The organism is Lentilactobacillus farraginis DSM 18382 = JCM 14108 (genome assembly GCF_000583655.1).
Lineage (GTDB): Bacteria > Bacillota > Bacilli > Lactobacillales > Lactobacillaceae > Lentilactobacillus > Lentilactobacillus farraginis.
The window spans coordinates 1-1248 of sequence record NZ_BAKI01000111.1 but is presented as its reverse complement, the minus strand read 5'-3'; the positions used below and the strand labels follow the sequence as shown (position 1 = coordinate 1248).

The window sequence follows — 1248 nt, the reverse complement described above, 5'->3', positions numbered from 1 at the left end:
AAAAAGTAAAAAAATGGCTTGAAGAATGGCAAGGAAGGATTGTTTTTGTTCTGTTCGTCCTGTATCTATTTGTTCCGCAATTCTATGTACCTTTCTTTTGCATCATGATAACATATACGTGTTTTGATTTAATTCGTGTGATAAAAGGAAAGTATCCAATCGCTATAGTTTTTGATATTATTGTCATTTTTACACTTGTTTATTTATTTCTAAGCAAATTTTTTTGAGAGGTTATTGAAAACTAATTTAAATATGTGGGGGATAAGATAAATGCATCGATTGAAAAGCGCAATGATCATGTTAATGGCCGTTATTTCTTTTTCTTTCTTCTTTTCAATTAATTCTTTAGCAGAGTCAGGGTATAATAAAGTACCGAAGGTGTTAATTGGAAAGTATTGGAAGATCAATAAAAGTAAAAACGGCTCATCTGCGAAATATTTTTGGGGAAGTAAAAGGGAATATGTATTTAAAAGAGTAGGGAAGAAAAAACTTGTTTCAAAGATTCACTATTCAATTAAATATCACACAGGATACATTTTAATTGGAAGCGATCCAAGATCTGCAAATAAGTATATTTGGTGGTACTTACGGCCTTTTGATCATTTCAAGAAAATTCAGGTCGGTTTTACCACAATTTCAAAAAAGAAGACTCCGAAAGGTCTGCCTTCTCAATATGCTAAAAGTATTGCTTATCGTATTAATAAGGACGGAGCTCCTATCCATAGCTAGATTTAAAATTGCTTTAACAAGTACTTTTTTGAAGGTTAATTTGGGCTTGTCTTAAAATGACGTTTAAGCAAAAAATAGCATTTTCTTTAAAAATGGAGAAGACGTTGGCTTAACATCTTCTCCAAACGGTCTCATCAACTTAAGTTGTCGGCGAGGCTTTTTGATATGTCTTGATAAAATCTAACTTTTATCTGCATCAAGAACCGTTATTATGTGCTTAAATGTTTTATCTAGATAGGTATCGATTGTCGTGATATAATGAAGATACAAAAAGAAGGTTCTGTCGAAGCAGAACCTTCTAAACAAGCCGCTTCAAAGGCGGTGGCGAATTACATTAGACTACCTTAAAGTCGTCCTGCAACCTACCAAAGTTGAGCAGGGCGGCTTTTTTATTTGTGCTGGTCGATATAGCTGAGCAACGCTATTAAAAACGTCCCAAACAGCAACATCAACGAAAGCGCCTGGAAGACGCTCATTGACTGTGAAACCTTTCCAAGATTTGTTCCATGATCCCATAAA

2 protein-coding genes are annotated in these 1248 nt (G+C 34.1%); one reads left to right on the top strand and one right to left on the bottom strand.

Annotation, left to right across the window (positions count from 1 at the left end):
• Positions 1 to 270 precede the first annotated feature (270 nt).
• A complete protein-coding gene (locus tag JCM14108_RS13915) occupies positions 271 to 729 on the top strand; it encodes a hypothetical protein (protein WP_035181576.1) in 459 nt (152 codons plus the stop codon).
• Between the two features lie 389 nt (positions 730 to 1118).
• Here JCM14108_RS13915 and JCM14108_RS15725 read toward each other — a convergent pair whose 3' ends face one another.
• Positions 1119 to 1178, bottom strand: a complete 60-nt coding sequence (locus tag JCM14108_RS15725) for a putative holin-like toxin (RefSeq protein WP_235807049.1) — start codon at positions 1176 to 1178, stop codon at positions 1119 to 1121.
• Positions 1179 to 1248 lie beyond the last annotated feature (70 nt).

What these genes read in the sequence shown, in the direction of transcription:
- JCM14108_RS13915 (WP_035181576.1), top strand. Translation starts at nt 271, where the DNA reads ATGCATCGATTGAAAAGCGCAATGATCATGTTAATGGCCGTTATTTCT.